This window comes from Roseovarius sp. ZX-A-9, from assembly GCF_028369135.1.
In the GTDB taxonomy this organism is placed as follows: Bacteria; Pseudomonadota; Alphaproteobacteria; order Rhodobacterales; family Rhodobacteraceae; genus Roseovarius.
Map to the genome: position 1 here is coordinate 80,139 of NZ_JAPWHW010000011.1, position 15,432 is coordinate 95,570.

The 15,432-nt window shown below is 60.3% G+C and carries 11 protein-coding genes; 8 read left to right on the top strand and 3 right to left on the bottom strand.

Annotation, left to right across the window (positions count from 1 at the left end; all coding sequences use genetic code 11):
- Positions 1-58: 58 nt before the first annotated feature.
- Complete coding sequence (locus O3306_RS12415) at positions 59-1,621, bottom strand: ABC transporter substrate-binding protein (RefSeq protein WP_272007730.1); 1,563 nt, start codon at positions 1,619-1,621, stop codon at positions 59-61.
- 105 nt (positions 1,622-1,726) lie between these two features.
- A complete protein-coding gene (locus tag O3306_RS12420) occupies positions 1,727-2,434 on the bottom strand; it encodes a GntR family transcriptional regulator (RefSeq protein ID WP_272007733.1) in 708 nt (235 codons plus the stop codon).
- A gap of 100 nt (positions 2,435-2,534) precedes the next feature.
- Here O3306_RS12420 and O3306_RS12425 point away from each other — a divergent pair, with 100 nt between their 5' ends.
- The 8 genes from O3306_RS12425 (at position 2,535) to O3306_RS12460 (ending at position 13,742) form a co-directional block, all read left to right on the top strand.
- Positions 2,535-3,563: a histone deacetylase family protein gene (locus O3306_RS12425; protein ID WP_272007736.1), complete on the top strand. Its 1,029-nt coding sequence runs from the start codon at positions 2,535-2,537 to the stop codon at positions 3,561-3,563.
- Positions 3,560-5,122, top strand: a complete 1,563-nt coding sequence (locus O3306_RS12430; protein WP_272007737.1) for an acetolactate synthase large subunit — start codon at positions 3,560-3,562, stop codon at positions 5,120-5,122. The genes O3306_RS12425 and O3306_RS12430 overlap by 4 nt, the downstream gene beginning before the upstream one ends.
- 24 nt (positions 5,123-5,146) lie before the next feature.
- Complete coding sequence (locus O3306_RS12435; RefSeq protein WP_272007739.1) at positions 5,147-6,436, top strand: ArgE/DapE family deacylase; 1,290 nt, start codon at positions 5,147-5,149, stop codon at positions 6,434-6,436.
- A gap of 8 nt (positions 6,437-6,444) precedes the next feature.
- Complete coding sequence (locus O3306_RS12440) at positions 6,445-7,557, top strand: phosphotransferase (RefSeq protein ID WP_272007742.1); 1,113 nt, start codon at positions 6,445-6,447, stop codon at positions 7,555-7,557.
- A gap of 6 nt (positions 7,558-7,563) precedes the next feature.
- Positions 7,564-8,883, top strand: a complete 1,320-nt coding sequence (locus O3306_RS12445) for an aspartate aminotransferase family protein (RefSeq protein ID WP_272007744.1) — start codon at positions 7,564-7,566, stop codon at positions 8,881-8,883.
- Between the two features lie 385 nt (positions 8,884-9,268).
- The gene (locus O3306_RS12450) at positions 9,269-10,108 is read left to right on the top strand and encodes a VPLPA-CTERM sorting domain-containing protein (RefSeq protein WP_272007747.1); all 840 of its coding nucleotides are present in this window, start codon (positions 9,269-9,271) and stop codon (positions 10,106-10,108) included.
- Between the two features lie 154 nt (positions 10,109-10,262).
- A complete protein-coding gene (locus tag O3306_RS12455) occupies positions 10,263-11,132 on the top strand; it encodes a universal stress protein (protein ID WP_272007750.1) in 870 nt (289 codons plus the stop codon).
- 96 nt (positions 11,133-11,228) lie between these two features.
- Positions 11,229-13,742 carry a cation:proton antiporter gene (locus O3306_RS12460; RefSeq protein WP_272007752.1) on the top strand — a complete coding sequence of 838 codons (2,514 nt, stop codon included), beginning with the start codon at positions 11,229-11,231 and terminating at the stop codon, positions 13,740-13,742.
- A 579-nt stretch (positions 13,743-14,321) separates the two neighbouring features.
- On the opposite strand, the gene O3306_RS12465 is transcribed toward O3306_RS12460, so the two are convergent.
- Positions 14,322-15,374: a helix-turn-helix domain-containing protein gene (locus O3306_RS12465; RefSeq protein WP_272007754.1), complete on the bottom strand. Its 1,053-nt coding sequence runs from the start codon at positions 15,372-15,374 to the stop codon at positions 14,322-14,324.
- Positions 15,375-15,432 lie beyond the last annotated feature (58 nt).

The following is a 15,432-nucleotide window of genomic DNA, read 5'->3' on the forward strand; positions in this document are numbered from 1 at the left end:
TGTTGTTCGTAGGGGACGGGCCGCCGCAGCGGCCCGCACCAATGGGCGAATGCCCTGTTTACTTGTCGATCCAGACATCGCGGAAACCGTCATTCACGCCAAAGGCAGTGTTGACCGGGTTCTTGATGTTGCAGCGATAAATCGTCGGGAAGCCCAGCTCAAGCAACCAAAGATTCGGCACGTCCGACACGATCTTGTCCTGAATCGCCTTGTAGGCCGCGCGACGGTCTTCGGGGTTGGCCATCAGAGCAGCCTCGGCGAACATCTTGTCCGTCTCGGGGTTCTGGTAGTTCGCGACGTTGTTCCAGGGCGAGCCCGGCTTTGCGTTGTCACCCATATAGCTCCGCGAAACGCCCAAGGCTGGATCGCCGTACTGGTAGAGGTAGGTGAACGCGAGGTCGAAATCGCGGTCGCTGGTCTTCTGGTTCCAGCCAGCCACATCGGAGGGAACGATATCCACGTTCATGCCGATTTCGGTCAGGTTCTGTTTGACCGCTTCGGCCCAACGCTGCCATGTCTCACCGTAGGGCAGGCCGAGCAGGCGGATCGTTTCTCCGTTATAGCTCGACTCAGCCAGCAGTGCCTTGGCTTTTTCCGGGTCATAGGAGATGTCCGGTGTGTCGCCAGCATAAAAGCGTGTCGAAGACGACAGCGGGCCGGTCGCGACCTTGCCCAGACCGTTCCACAGCGCGTCCTTGGCGAACTCTCTATCCAGTGCGTGCATCATCGCCCGGCGCACGTTCACGTCGTCCAGAGGCTTGTTGTTGTTGTTGATCCAGATCCACGACAATGGGCCGAAATATTCCCAACCCTTGTCAGTGATGCAGGTGTTTTCCAACTCGCGGATGCGCGGTACGTCGAAGTTTTCGATCGAGCCACCCGGCAGCACGTCGACCTGGCCGGTTTCGTAGGCGACGGCACGCGAGGCCGCGTCGGGGATCACGTGATAGTAGACCTCATCGACATAGGGTTTGCCCTCCATGTAGTAATCCGGGTTCTTCACCAGATGGATATAGCTGCCCTTGACCCACTCATCGAACTTGAAGGGGCCGGTGCCGATTGGGGTGTTGTTCGCCGGGTTCTTGGCGAATTCCGTGCCCTCATAGATGTGCTTGGGAATCATTGGCGCGGTGCCCGGCTCGAAGATGCCGATGAAGGGGCCGAATGGCTGCTTCAGGTGGACGATGACAGTGTGATCGTCCGGCGTTTCGATGCTCTCGACATGCTCCATGTAGGTCCGCATGCGCGAATGTGTCTCGCGCAGGAAAACGTCCATCGAGAACTTGACGTCCTCGGATGTGAACGCCTCGCCGTCGTGGAATTTCACACCCTTGCGCAGGTTGAACGTGTAGGTCTTGCCGTCTTCGGAAATTTCCCACGATTCCGCCAGTTGCGGGTGCGCCTTGAGATCGAAGTCATAGCGCAGCAGGCTTTCGTAGATGTCGCCCGCAACCATCTGTGTCGGGCCATTTTGCAGCAGGCCGATCATCAATCCCGGTGGTTCTGGCTGAATGACGACGTTAAGCGTTCCGCCTGACTTTGGCGTGCCGTCTTGGGCGGCCAGCGGGCCGGCAAGAGCCAGCGCCAGCGCCGTAGCGGCTATTTTGAAATGTTGAAGCATTCTTCACTCCCAGTTTTCTATCTTTTTCAGTTTTTCTTTCGAGTCAGTCTAACCGACTGGTCTCGAATTTCACCCGATTTCCTGGCGGTGATGCCAGTCGTCTCATCAGTTCTCGTTAAGCGATGCGATACAGTTTATGATCCCCTCCTTGGCTTCTGTGATATCGGCGCGCATCGCGGCGCGGGCCGATTCGGGATCGCGGCGTTCGCAGGCCGCGATGATTTCGTGATGATGTTGCACCAGATTCTGCTGCGGGCTTGAATAATAGTCGGCGATCAGTGGCCCCATCTGCAACCAGAGGCGGGTCAGGATCGCCAGCAGTACGGGCATTTCCGCGATTTCGACCAGTGCAAAATGGAACTGTTGGTTCAGCTCGGCGGCCTGTGGCCAGCGCGCCGCAGCGATCGTCTCTTCGTTGCGCACCACGAGTCGCCGCAACCGCGCAATATCTTTGGGGCTTGCCATTTCTGCTGCTCTCGCAGCGGCCAGGCCTTCCAGCTCGAGGCGAATATCGGCGATCTCCAGATATTGCGCGACAGTCAGCACCGGAACGCGAACATCGCGCACAGACCGCTGTTCGAGGGCATTGTCCTGCAAAAGCCGCTGCACCGCGTCGCGCACCGGCGTGGAGCTGGTTCCCAGCGCTTCGGCCAGCCCGCGAATCGTGACTTTCTGATTCGGGCGTAGTTTGCCGCTTGCCAGATCCTGGCCGATTCGTTGGTAAATTGCTTGACCCAGCGGGTCTTTACTGACTTCTTTCATCCGCCTCCCCAAGCAAATTACAGCATTGAATAATGATGCATCATGCATCATTATTGTTGATGCGGCAAATCGAAAATGCAATGAAGTTCAAATTGGTCACGGTTGGATTCACGCGTCCCGCCGATATGACCGGAATGTGAAAGGACCGGCAATGAAAGCCTTCTTTGATGAGCGTCAGCTCGGCCATGCGCCAACGTTCTATTTTCGTCGCGGTGCCGCGATGCCGCATCAGGAGCAGCCACAGCGAGCCGAGATCCTACGGGACATGCTGGCGCGCGAAGGCTTCGAGATCGCTGCTCCGCGCGATCACGGATTGGCGCCGATCAAGGCCGTGCATAACCCCGATTATGTCGATTTCCTGCCTGATGCACACGCCCGCTTTGTCGAAAGCGCCGGGACCGAGGCGCTTGCCATCCCGACGATGCATCCCGGCCTGCGCCGCGGCAAGGAACCCAAGGACATTCATGGCCAGCTTGGCTGGTGGATGACCGACACTTCCACGCCGCTGACCCCGGGCACATGGGATGCCGCCTACTGGTCGGCCCAGACTGCCATTGAGACCGCCGAAGAGGTGCTGGGTGGGGCGCGCGCTGCCTATGCGCTCTGCCGTCCGCCGGGACATCACGCCATGCGCGATTGCGCCAATGGGTTCTGCTTCTTCAACAACGCGTGCATTGTGGCGCATCACCTGACGTCGAAATTCAAGCGTGTCGCGCTGATCGACATCGATGTGCATACCGGCAATGGTTCGCTCGATATCCTGTACGAACGGGGCGATATCTTTTTCGTCTCGCTGCATCCCGATCCGGCGACCTATCCGACTTTCTATCTTGGCCACGCCGATGAGACGGGCGAAGGCAAAGGTGAGGGTAAATCGCTGAACATCCTGCTGGAGCAGGGCGCCAGCCAGGATGATGTGCTGGCCGCGCTGGACCGGGGGACCGACGCGATCAAGGCGTTTGGCGCCGATGCGCTGGTCGTCTCGCTGGGCTTTGACATGGCCGCCGACGATCCGCTGGCTGCGGTCGCGGTCTATCCCGACGGGTTCGCCGAAATGGCGCGCCGCCTGGCCACGTTGAACCTGCCCACGGCACTGGTGCAAGAGGGCGGCTACCTAGGCCCCTCGCTGGCCGACAATGCCAAATCCTTTCTTACCACTTTCCGCGAGGCCACCGCATGAGCACTCCCCCCAAGGAAATGAACGGCGCCGAAAGCGTCGTGCGCAGCCTGCATTCAGCAGGTGTAAACGTGTGCTTTGCCAATCCCGGCACATCCGAGATGCAATTCGTCGATGCGCTGGACCGCACCAAGCTGATGCGTTGCGTTCTGGGCCTGTTCGAGGGGGTCGTGACCGGTGCCGCCGATGGCTATGCGAGGATGGCAGGCAAGCCTGCGGTGACGCTGCTGCACCTGGCCCCCGGCTTTGCCAATGCCGCCGCTAATCTGCACAACGCGCGCAAGGCGCGGGTACCGATGGTCAACCTCGTCGGTGATCATGCGCTGCGGCATCAGAAATACGACGCGCCGCTTTCGGCCGATGTCGAGGCCGCCTGTGCACCCTTCAGTGATTGGGTGAAATCAGGCCGTGACGCAGGCAGCTTTGCCGCTGACGCGATGGAGGCGCTGCGCGTCGCCAAGGGCCGCCCCGGACGTATCGCCTCGCTTGTGGCACCGGCTGACATCGGCTGGGACGAAGGCGGCAAAATCGCCGCAGAAATCGCCCCGGACGGGCCCGCCGCTCAGGACAACGACGCGCTGAACGATGCCGTGCACGCACTGGAAAGCGGCGACAAAACCGTTATCATCGCGGGCAATTCCGTGCTGGAGGACGTCGCGGCCGTGGCCCTGTTGCAGGGCATCGCGGAAAAGACCGGCGCGCATATTCTCGCCCCTACGTCGAATCGGCGGATGGAGCGCGGCCAAGGACGCCTTGCCGTTGAAAAAATCCCTTATCCGATCAACGCAGCGCTGGCCTGCCTGGCACCCTATAGCCGCGCGGTTCTGGTTGAAACGACACCACCGGTTGCGTTCTTTGCCTATCCTGATCGGCCCAGCCTGCTACTGCCCGAAACCTGCGAGACTGTCACACTGACCGGCGTGGATGGTGATGGTCCGGCTGCACTGGCCGCACTCGCGGATCGCATCGGCGCGAAACCCGGCACAGCGCGCGACACCACCATGCCTGCGCGCCCGCAGACCGGTGCGATCACGATGAAGAACATCGCCGCGGCTCTCGCCAATGCCTTGCCTGAGGATTCCATCATTATCGACGAGGCCGTGTCTTCGGGCGGGGATACTTTCCCCGCTGGTGACGCTGCCAAACCGAACAGCTGGCTGGCGCTCACGGGTGGGTCCATCGGTATCGGCATCCCGCTATCGACAGGGGCCGCCATCGCCTGTCCCGACCGTCCGGTGATCACCCTGCAGGCCGACGGGTCAGCCATGTATACCATTCAGGGCTTGTGGACGCAGGCGCGCGAAGGGTCGAACGTGACCACGATCATCCTCGCCAACCAGTCCTACGAGATCCTCAAGGGCGAGTTGCACAATGTCGGGGCCCAACCCGGTCCTGACGCGCTGAGTATGCTCAATCTCGACCGGCCCGAGCTGGATTTCGTCGCACTTGCCCGTGGCATGGGCGTGCCGGGGCGCCGTGTCGAAGACGTGCAGGACCTGATGCGCGCCATAGAAGAGGCTGCGGCAGAGCCGGGCCCGTTCCTGATCGAAGCGATGATTTAACCTGCCAACCGAAAGGACATTTCCATGTCTCTCGACCCCGCTCTGCGCGACCGTATCCTCCAATCCGTTTCGGACGGGTTCGACGACCAGATCGCCTTTACGCAAAAACTGGTGCAGATGCCGTCTTTGCGCGGGCGTGAGCATCCCATTCAGGATCTGCTCTACCGTGAACTCAGGTCGCGCGGATTTGCGATGGATCGCTTTGATATGGATCGCGCGGCGATCGAGGCGCATCCTGGCGGCTCGAAATTTTCCGAGCAGCATTCCGATGCGCCCATCGTCGTCGGCATCCACCGACCGCAGGCCGAAACGGGGCGCTCGCTGATCCTGCAATCGCATCTCGACGTGGTGCCCGAGGGCCTGCACGATATGTGGAGCGATCCGCCGTTTTCCGCCAAGATTGACGGCGACTGGATGTATGGCCGGGGCGCCGGTGACATGAAGGCAGGTGCTGCGGCCAATATCTTTGCCCTCGATGCGCTGCGCCGCATTGGCCTGCAACCTGCCGCCACGGTCTATGTGCAATCCGTGGTCGAGGAGGAATCCACCGGCAACGGTGCGCTGCAGACCTACCTGCAAGGCTACTCCGCCGACGCCGTGCTGATCCCCGAACCGGAAGAGGAAATGCTGGTGCGCGCCAATACCGGCGTTCTGTGGTTCCAGGTGCAGGTGCGCGGCGTGCCCGTGCATGTGCGCGAAATGGGCGAAGGCGCCAACGCCATCGACGGTGCCACCCGGATCATCGGCGCTCTGCGCGAGATCGAGGCTGACTGGAATGCCGAGAAGGCCGACCACCCGCATTTCGAGGATGAAGTACACCCGATCAACCTGAACATCGGCAAAATCGAGGGCGGCGATTGGGCCTCATCTGTGCCAAGCTGGTGCAACATCGATTGCAGGGTGTCGATCTACCCCGGTCGCACCGCCGAAGAAGCCGCTCGCGAAATCACTGACCGGATCGCAGCCTTTGCGCAGCAGGACGCCTTCCTGTCGAATAATTCGCCCCAGATTGTCTTTAACGGCTTCTATGCCGAGGGCTATGTGCTGGAGCCCGGTAGCGAGGCCGAGGCAGTACTGGGCCGTGCTCACGAGGCAGCGATTGGCGCGCCGATGCAATCCTTCATGACGGCGGGCTATCTCGATACCCGGGTTTATGCGCTATACAACAACATCCCCGCCCTTTGCTACGGGCCGAAATCACGCAACATCCACGGCATCGACGAATCCGTTAGCCTGTCATCGGTGAAACGCATCACTCAAGCGATGGCGCTGTTCATCGCCGAATGGTGCGGCACAGAGGCTATTGAAGGGTGATGGGCACGATGTCATCCCTGCCGCGCGGCCTGCCGCCCGTCCTCTCTGGTGCCGGACCAGAGCCGGTGGACATGGCCAAGGCCGATTTGCTGGCCCAGGACGCCCCGGCGATCTCGCTCGAAATAGCTGCGGACATGGCGCTGGAACTTTACGGTGTTTCGGGCGAAATCCGCCCGCTCTCGGCCGAAAGAGACGCCAATTTCCACATTCGCCTCGATACCGGCGAAGAGGCCCTGCTGAGGATCACCAACGCTGTCGAAGACCGCGCCGTGACCGACATGCAGACCGCCGTGCTGATGCATCTTGCCGCGGTTGATCCGTCACTGCCTGTCCAGCGCATCCATGCCAGCCTCGCGGGGCGCTCCAGCGAAATCATGAATGGGCCTGACGGACAGACCCACGTCGTGCGTTTGATGACGTTTCTTCGCGGCACGGTGCTCAGCTCTGCGACACCGGGCCCCGGTCTGCACATTGAGTTGGGCACGCTTCAGGCGCGGTTGAACCGCGCGCTTCGCGGGTTCTTCCATCCGGCGGCAGGGCATTACCTGCAATGGGATATCAAGCAGGCGCACCGGTTACGCCCGATGCTGGACGCGGTCGCGGACACCGACCTGCGCCACCGGTTGACCCGGCTGCTGGACAGGTTCGACGCCGAAATCGCGCCGCGCCTGCCGCATCTGCGTGCGCAGGTAGTCCACAATGACTTTAATCCTCACAATCTGCTGGTCGACGCGCCGCAGGCCACTTGCCTGACCGGGATCATCGATTTTGGCGATATGGTGCATACCCCCATCGCCTGCGATCTGGCCGTCGCCTGTTCCTACCAGATTGCCGAAGGCGCCGACCCGATGTGCCGCATCGCCGAGATGGTCGCGGCCTTCAACGCGATGCTGCCGCTTGAAGACGAAGAACTTGAACTGCTGCCCGACCTCATCCGCCTGCGCCATGCCACGACGCTGAGCATCGGCGCCTGGCGCGCGCAGCGCTATCCCGGCAATGCAGAGTATATCCTGCGCAATGGTGCCGCATCGCTGCGTGGCCTGAATGCGCTGGAGCAGCTCGGCAACGAAGCAGCGATCAAGGCGCTGCATGCCGCGGTGCGCGCCCCCCTTTCGGAGTGATCCAACATGACGATGGTTAATGCCTACGATGCCGCCCAAAGCACGCAGCTTGATGCAGAAGACGCTGCCCTGATCGCGCGCCGTCGCGCCGCGTTGGGCCCCGCCTATCGCCTTTTCTATCAGGAACCCTTGCATCTGGTGCGCGGTGAGGGCGTCTGGCTGTGGGACAAGGACGGCAAGGCCTATCTGGATGCCTACAATAACGTCGCGTCAGTGGGGCATTGCCATCCCCGGGTTGTGGAGGCAATCAGCCGCCAGTTGGGCGTGCTCAACACCCATACCCGTTATCTGCATGATGGCGTGGTCAACTATGCCGAACGGCTGCTGGCGACAATGCCGGACGCGCTGGCGCATGTCATGTTCACTTGCACCGGATCCGAGGCCAACGATCTGGCATTGCGTATCATCCGCTCGCAATCGCGGCGTCAGGGGATCATCGTCACGCGTCTTGCCTATCATGGGCTGACCGAAGCTGTGGCCGAATTGTCGCCGTCGCTGGGCGATTTTGTCGGGCGCGGCCCGCGTGTGCGGACGATCCCGGCCCCGAATGCCTTGACCGTGCCGCCCGCCGAACAGGGCGCGCGTCTGGCCGCCGATCTGGCCGAGGCCATAGCGGCGATGCGTCAGGATGGGATCGAACCGGCGGCCTTCATCGTCGATACGATTTTTTCCAGCGACGGACTGTATCCCGACCCGGCGGGCTTTCTGAAACCCGCCGTCGATCTGATCCGCGCCGAAGGCGGCATATTCATCGCCGACGAGGTTCAGCCGGGCTTTGCTCGCACGGGCGACAATTTCTGGGGCTTTCAGCGTCACGACGTGATCCCGGACATGGTCACGATGGGCAAGCCGATGGGTAACGGGTTTCCGGTGTCCGGCGTCGCCATGCGCCCCGAACTGGTTGAGGAGTTCGGCACCAAGGCGCGTTACTTCAACACGTTCGGCGGCAATCCGGTGGCCGCAGCCGCCGGGATGGCCGTGCTGGATGTTATCGAGGATGAGGGGTTGCAGGACAACGCCCGGCGCATAGGCGCGTTTCTGAAGGACGGGCTGAACAGCCTGAGTGCCGGCCGCGACGACATCGGCGATGTGCGCGGCGCGGGATTGTTTCTGGCGGTGGAGTGCGTGACCGACCGCGACAGCAATGCACCCGACGGCGCGCGGGCAGCTCATATCGTCAATCACATGCGGCAGAACGGCGTGCTGATCAGTGCAACGGGCCCCGGCGCGAACATCCTCAAGATTCGCCCGCCTCTTGTGCTGCAACAACCCGAGGCCGAGCGTTTTCTCGACGCGGTAGACGCGGCCCTGTCGGCTCCGCAGTAAAGCGTTTCGCCTTGCTTGTATTTCCGCAAACAAGGCGAAACGCGCTCTTGCCTATGAACAACATCAGATGACTGCGCCACGGTCACGTGCCGAACGGGCCCGAAGGCTGCACGACGAATCCCTGCACTGGAAAACAACATGGCTCTCCCGGGTAGGAGCGTGCGAAGATATGTGCGCGACGGAGAGACAATCCGGGGACATTTGAGAGATTGTTTATACTTGAGCGACAATCTGTCCGATTTGTTCTCTTTCACCAAAAGCTTATCCGGGAATTTGAGTTGCAGCGAAAAATCGGATTGGATACGATTGCCTTGAAATTGCCGCAATTTGTTCTGGGATGTGTAGCGCCCTCTACGAAGTGCTTGGAAAGTGAAGGAGTGAAAAAGTGAAACTGTTTAAATTTGCTGGAACGATACCCGTCCTTGCTCTTGCGATGTCGTTTGGCCTGAGCACTGATGTGCAAGCCTCGACCCTCGTTGTTGACCGCGGTCTGCCCGACTCGAACCTGAACAACGCCGCGGGCCCCAATCGCAGCAACGTGGCCTGGGATTTTTTGGGCGCATACGCCAGTGGAGACACGTTCTCACTGCCCTCGACGGGGGATGTATCCGCGCCGGTCTGGCGCATCGAGAAGCTGACTACATGGTTCATCGCAGGCAGCCCCAATCCGCTGGACAATTTCCAGCTCGACTCGCGGTTTAGTGAAATCTCTTTGTTTCTCGGGTCCGACAACGGTACCGGAAGTTCGGTTGATCGGGTGGCCAATTCCAAGATCACCGGAAATACTGCAGGTGCGGCGAATGTGACGATCACGCCTCTCACCTACAACGGCGGCTTGGATTATCAGGGCAGTTCTGGGAGCGACATCCAGATTTGGCAGGTTGATTTCACCAATCTGGGCAAATTCTCAGCGGGCGATTACCTGTTCAGCGTGACGGGATCGCCTGACAGCGAAAACTTCTTCAATCACGCTTCCAACGCGGCGCTTGGCGGGGTGACGGCCGACGGTGCGGATGACAAGTATGCTTGGTTCTCGGGAAGCGCTTCCGATACGTCGCTTACCTATGGCGGCATATTCGACAGCAACGGTAACGGCTGGGATAAGTCGAGCGACATCAATATTCAGGTGACGGCAACCCCGGTTCCGCTGCCTGCTGCGGCTTGGCTGCTGCTGACCGCCTTTGGCGGGCTGGGCTTTGCCGCGCGGCGGCGCAAGTCGGCCTGAACGGGCCATCATTCGACGGGGCAGGCCGCTCCGGTCTCATGCCAAGGGCCGCAGCAGTGATGCTGCGGCCCTTTTTCTGTCCGCACAATCGCAACGGAATCTATGAAATCAACCGGTTGCAGCGTAGGCTGGCGCTGCGAGTCTTGCGGAGGGAATGCAGTTGGAAACGATACTTGTTGCGACTGATTTTTCTGAGCGATCTGATCTGGCTGTCGCTCGGGCGACGATGATCGCCACAAAAGCGCGCGCCCGATTGCATCTGGTGCATGTCGTCGATGACGATCAGAAGCCCCGGATCGTTGAAGGCGAAACCGCCATCGCGAGACAGTTTCTGCAAGAAGAGGTTGCGCGGCTGAACCGGATTGACGGGCTTGAATGCACAAGCGACGTGGTGCTGGGCGATCCGTTTGAGGGTATCGGTATTTCTGCGGATGAAATCGGTCCTGACCTCTTGGTGCTCGGCGCGCATCGGCGTCGCGTGCTGCGTGATGTGTTTGTTGGCACCACCGCGCAGCGCACGATCCGGCGGGCGCACTGGCCTGTGCTGATGGTCAACGCGCCCGCCAAAGAACCCTATGCCAATGTCCTGCTGGCCACCGACCTTTCGGAGACGTCGCACAGGGCTGCTGCGCATCTTGTGACACTCAACCTGGCCGCGCCGGATCAATACACGCTGCTGCATGTTTTCGATGCGCCGGTAAAACGTCTGGCGATGAACAATGCCCTGCAAGAAAGTCAGATGCTGCGATACCATGTCGAAGCGCAGATCGAGGCAGAGCAGGCTTTGGCAGAATTCGCCGCGACGCTGCCATTCGAGAGATGTACCCGGATCGCGGAGCGAAATGATGCCGCTATCTCGACAGCGATCCTGAAGGCGGCGTCCAAGACTGCCGCCGATCTGATCGTCGTCGCCAGCCAGGGCCGCGTCGGACTGAGCAAGACCTTTCTGGGCAGCATTTCAGAAGAGGTCCTGCGCAGAGCGGATCGCGACGTCTTGGTGATACCGCCCAACCTGCTACGCTGAACCCAGACCGGAGCCTCAATATCTAATCCGATGATATTGCCGGTCAATTGATCGGTCGGGACTGTTCCGACGCCGTTATTGTGGTATTTCAGTTACATGGATATCATCTTAATCACGACCATCATCGCGTCCTTGTTCCTGCTTATAGGCGCCGCAGAGCCGTTGGCGAGCTATCTGCGCTTGCCCTATGCGGTGATCATTGCGTGTCTTGGTATTCTGATTGGCGTCGCCGCGACATTTTTCCTGCGCACTGATCTGACCGATGCCCTCAATCCGGTGGCCGAGGCGATTCTGGCGCTTCCGATCAGATCGAATGTCTTTCTGTATGTCTTTCTTCCGACTCTTGTGTTTCAGGTCACGCTGGGGCTGAACCTGCGGCGGATGGCGGACGATTGGGTGCCGATCCTGGTGTTGGCAGTGGTGGCCGTTTTCGTGGCGACCTTCGTCGTCGGGTATTCTTTGGCGTTGGTCAGCACGCTCAGCCTGGCTGCGGCTCTCTTGGTCGGGGCCATCGTCTCCACCACCGACCCGTCTGCCGTTGTCAGCATCTTCCGATCGATCTCGGCGCCGCGGCGCCTCGCGCGGATCATTGAAGGTGAAAGCCTGCTGAATGACGCGGCTGCTATCGCATTGGCGGCCGTGTTCATGGAATTTGTCAAGGCAGGCGCGCCCGACCCTTCGGTGCAAAGCGCGCTGGCGCGTTTCCCTGTTCTGCTGGTCGGCGGGGTGCTGGTCGGCTGGTTCGCTGCCCGCATCGCGATATGGATCATGACTGTTTTCAGTCGTTACGAACTGGCGGTCATTTCCGTGTCCATCGCGCTGCCCTATCTTGCCTATATTGTTGCTGAGCAAAGCGTCGGTGCATCGGGCGTCATCGCGGTGGTGGTGGCGGCGATGACGCTGCAACTGGCCGGGCCCGGTCGCCTGCCACCGACTACCTGGCAGAACCTGCGCGATGTCTGGGATCTTCTGGCGCATTGGGCCGGGGCGTTGATCTTTATCCTCGCGGCGCTGCTGATCCCACGGATGCTGGAATCGGTCCAGATCAGCGATCTGGGGCTGATCTTGGTGGTCGTCGTGGCGGCCATCGCAGCGCGGGCGATCATCCTCTATGGATTGCTGCCCCTGCTGACGTTGATGCGGCTTTCGCCAGTGGTTGAGCGGCCCTACCGCGTTGCGATCATGTGGGGCGGCCTGCGCGGCGCGGTCACGCTGTCGCTGGCTCTGGCCGTGACCGAGAGCTATCTGGTACCGGTCGAGATCAAGCGGCAGGTGGCAATCCTGGCAACCGGGTTCACCCTGTTCACGTTGCTGGTGCAGGGCACGACATTGCGGATGGTGATCGGTTGGCTGGGCCTCGACAAGCTCTCGCCACTCGATAATGCGCTCTACAATCAGGTGATTGCCGTCGCCCTGCAGACCGTTCGAGAGGATCTGGCGAATGTCACTGAAAAATATGACCTGACCAAGGAAACCGTCCGCGCCGAGGCCAAGCGATTTGGTGAACGGCTTGAGGTCGCGGTGAAATCCGCCGATGCCAACATCGATATTCTCGACCGGGATCGGGTCACGCTCGGGCTGATTGCTCTGGCCAGCGCCGAACGTGATACCATTCTTGCGCGGTTCCGCGATCGCACAATCTCGTCGGCCTTGTCGGAACGGCTGCTTTCAGAGGCGGACAGGCTGATCGAAGCCGCACGGTTCGGCGGGCGAACCGGATACAAGGCGGCGTCCGAGCGTAGCCTGGGCTTCAACCGCTGGCTGCGAACAGCGGTTTTCCTGCACAACAGACTACGGATTTCGATGCCTCTGGCCCGGCTTACCGCAACGCGCTTTGGACTGTTGCTGGCGCAGCGACTGATCCTGCGCGACCTGCACGGGTTCATCGATGGCCGTATTCGCCGTATTCACGGGCGTCGTGTGGCGGAACTTCTGCACGGTATGCTGGACCGTCGTATCGAGCGTGTCGAGCTGGCGCTGGAAGGGTTGCGTCTGCAATATCCCGGCTACGCCGAGGAGATGGAGCGCCGCTTTATCCGTCGTACCGCGTTGCGGCTGGAAGAACGGGAATACGATGCCTTGCTGGGCGACGGACTGATCGGGGAAGAAGTCCACAGTGCCTTGACCAGAGATATCGGCGCGCGTCGTGATCGCGCCGAAGCGGCGCCGCTGCTTGATCTCACGATGCAGAAGACCGAGCTGGTACGCCAGTTTCCGTTGTTCTCCGAGATGGATGAAGCCGTGCTGAACCGGCTGGCCCGGTCCCTTGTGACCCGCTACGTCAATCCCGGTGAAAGGATTCTGCGCCGGGACAGCCCGTCGCGCAACGTCTATTTCGTGGCATCCGGCGCGGTTGAACTGGCCGTGGCGGGGCAGACGACCCGGCTTGGACGCGGCGATATGTTCGGTCAGATGGGCCTGTTGATGCGCCGTCCACCACGCACCGAGGTGCGCGCCATCGCCCCCTCAATCCTGCTGGTTCTCGACGAAGAGCGTTTTCTGCGGCTTCTCAGACGCAGCAAGGCCATTCAGGACGCCGTCCGTGAAAGCGCCACCCGGCGCGGGATCCCGACCGAGCAGCTTCTGGCGAAAATCGAAACGCCGGGATGATGCGCTGACCGATCTGCTGTTTTGCAGGAAGCATCGCCGCCGCAAACAAGGCTACCTTATTCAATCGACAAAGGTGCCTCCGTCCCGGGCGGGGCGGAGGCATAATTTGTCGATTGCCAAACAGGCTGGGGCGCCGGGTAGGCTTGCCAAAGCTTGCCGCCCGGAAATGGTCACAGGAGAGTACCCACACATACCAATCCCAAGTGTGATGGTCAGCGCGTTGGAGGCGATGACCTTGTCAGCGTTCCTGGTGATCGCTTCAAAAGTGCTGAGGTATTGGACCTACTCGTTGAACATGGTCTCGAAAACAAATTTTCACTCGTTACTCGAACGCCCCACTAGTTATCTGGCTATCGCGCTCTTGTCGGTCAATCCGCTTGGGACGCATTGCCATGTCTCTGGGACGCTTGGTCAAGGATTGGCCTGAAGTCTGGCCTGTTAAGATTGCTTTGGCCGAACCGAAATTGCAAACCCGTTACGCACTTGGCGGTAATGCTTAGATGATCACCGATGCGTTCCGTAGCCGGGATCGAAAAGGGCTTTGGGCCCTTCACGGCAACCCCTGCAGACCTGCAATGCTTATCGCGCGAGGTTGCGAAGCCATTGTTCGTATTCGGCGATTTGATGGTCGTCTGAGGGAGCGTGGCTATGGATCATGCGCGCATTGCGTGCGTCATTCGGTGACACGCCGTAATGGCGCTTGAAGATGCGTGAAAAGTCACTTTCCGACCGAAATCCCCAGCGATGCGCGATCGCCTTGATCAGCACTGTGCGTTGGTTTTCGTCGACGACATCCCGAAGACTGCGGCGCAGCCGACGATGGCGGATATAGTTCGACACACCGCCCAGCGTTTCGAACAACCGATAAAGCCGCGAGCGTGACAATCCAAGATTGGCGCAGATCATATCCGGGCTCAGCGCTTGGTTGCTCAGGTTCTCTTCGATAAATCTCTTGATCGAGGCCAGCATCGCGGCGTCAACCGAAAGCTTGTCAACCTCTGCCCGGCGGCCCAGGGCATGATGGTTGAGCAGGCTTTCCGTCAGCGAGAGGAAGGGTTCGATGGCCAGCTCAGCTTCTTCTATCGACATGGATCCCGTCTGTTGATCCAGCGACAGCATGTAATCGTAGAGAAGCTTGGCCAGCGGGTTACTGCCGGAAATGATCCGTTTGTGGTGTTCGTCCGGGCGCGTCAGTCTGTCCGCGATGATATCCCTCGGAATAACCATCGTCACATTATCAAATTCGTAATCGACAGCTTTCAGAGGAGCGCTCGCGTCCATGATGTAGATATCGCCCGGTCGGACGGAATTTTGTGCGCCGCTTACCTCGACCTCTCCGCTGCCGGATCTGAAGACCTGAATCAGCAAATGATCCAGCCCATCGGCCATGATCTTGCTTTGCGGACGCTCAAATCTCTGGGCCTGAGATACCAGCCTGCCACAAAAGACCGGCCCCAGCATTGCAGCCGTGAGCTTGGCGTGGAAATGACATGGGTCTGTCCGGTCGTCCAGCGAGCAGTCAAATATTACGCCCATGCTGTTACGCCACGCCTCGAACCTGTCCTGCGGGGCGTAGGTGTCTGTATCGAATACTGTCTTCGGTACCGGCGTTACTTTGTCGTCTTTGGGCATATAAACAGATTGGGCCGTTACGATCTGACCACGCAAGCCTTAAAGCATCTGGGCGCGC